Origin of the sequence: Streptomyces cacaoi (assembly GCF_006539165.1) — a bacterium.
Lineage (GTDB): Bacteria > Actinomycetota > Actinomycetes > Streptomycetales > Streptomycetaceae > Streptomyces > Streptomyces cacaoi.
On the sequence record NZ_BJMM01000161.1, the window covers coordinates 1 to 1,558 of the forward strand.

General features: G+C 71.6%; 1 protein-coding gene. It reads right to left on the reverse strand.

All coding sequences use genetic code 11. The annotated features are described in order from the left end of the window. Positions 1 to 1,558, reverse strand: a 1,558-nt coding sequence (locus SCA03_RS34725; RefSeq protein ID WP_141275900.1) for a type I polyketide synthase, incomplete at both ends; no start/stop codon positions are given.

Consider the following 1,558-nt stretch of genomic DNA (forward strand, 5'->3'; position numbering starts at 1 on the left):
AGCGAACACACCGAACCGCTCATACAACTCACGGCCCATACCCAGACGCTGGGCACCCTGGCCCGAGAACAGGAACGCGGTGAGTCCTTCGCTCACGGTGTCCGTGACGGTCTCTCCCTGCTCCTGGGCGAGGGCCTCCAGGCCCCTGAGCAGTTCGTCCCGTGCCGAGCCGACGACGGCGGTGCGGTGTGCGAAGGCGGCGCGGGTCGTCGCGAGGGAGAAGGCCACGTCCTCCGGGCGGTCGTCGGAGTCGGTCAGTCGGGTCAGCAGGCGTCGTGCCTGTGCCGCCAGCGCGGCTTCGTCCCGCGCGGACAGCAGCCAGGGCAGGGCGGCCGGCACCGGTGCTTCCTCCGGACGGTTCTCGTCTCCGGTTGCCGTGTGCGGCGCCTGTTCGACGATGACGTGCGCGTTGGTGCCGCTGATACCGAAGGACGAGACCGCTGCCCGTCGGGGCCGGTCCGTGCGGGGCCACTCGGCGCTCTCGGTGACCAGCCGCACCGCACCGGTTGTCCAGTCCACCTTGGCGGAGGGTTCGTCGACGTGGAGCGTGGACGGCAGCACACCGTGCCGCATCGCCATCACCATCTTGATGACGCCCGCCACACCGGCGGCGGCCTGCGTATGACCGATGTTCGACTTCACCGACCCCAGCAACAGCGGACGCTCCTCGTCCCTGCCCTGCCCGTAGGTCGCCAGGAGCGCCTGGGCCTCGATCGGGTCGCCCAGCGTCGTCCCCGTGCCGTGCGCCTCCACCGCGTCCACGTCCCCGGCCGACAGGCCCGCGTCGGCGAGTGCCTGCTGAATCACACGGCGCTGGGCGGGTCCGTTGGGTGCGGTGAGGCCGTTGCTCGCGCCGTCCTGGTTGACGGCTGAACCGCGGACGACGGCCAGCACGGGGTGTCCGTTGCGGACGGCGTCCGAGAGCCGTTCCACGATCAGGAACCCGGCGCCTTCGGAGAACCCGGTGCCGTCCGCGGCGGAGGCGAAGGACTTGCACCGGCCGTCGGCGGCGAGGGCTCCCTGCCGGCCGAACTCGGCGTACACGCCCGGTGTCGCCATCACCGTCACGCCGCCCGTGACGGCCAGCGACGAGGTGCCCTGCCGCAGGGAGCGGACCGCGAGGTCGAGCGCCACCAGCGAGGAGGAGCAGGCGGTGTCGACGGAGAGCGCGGGTCCTTCGAGTCCGAGCTTGTAGGAGACCCGGCCGGAGACGACGCTGCCGTTGCCGTCGCTGCCCGGGTAGTCGTGGTACATGACGCCGGCGAAGACCCCGGTGCGGCTGCCCTTCAGGGTCGTGGGGTCGATTCCGGCGCGTTCGAGCGCTTCCCAGGAGAGTTCGAGGGTGAGCCGCTGCTGGGGGTCCATGGCGAGGGCTTCGCGCGGGGAGATGCCGAAGAAGCCGGGGTCGAAGTCCGCGGCGCCGTCGAGGAATCCGCCGAGGCGGGAGTGGTCGTCGTGGTCCGGGAACGCTTCCCAGCCGCGGTCGTCAGGGAACGGAGAGATCGCGTCGACGCCGTCGGTGACGAGGCGCCACAGGTCCTCCGGCGAGGACACGCCA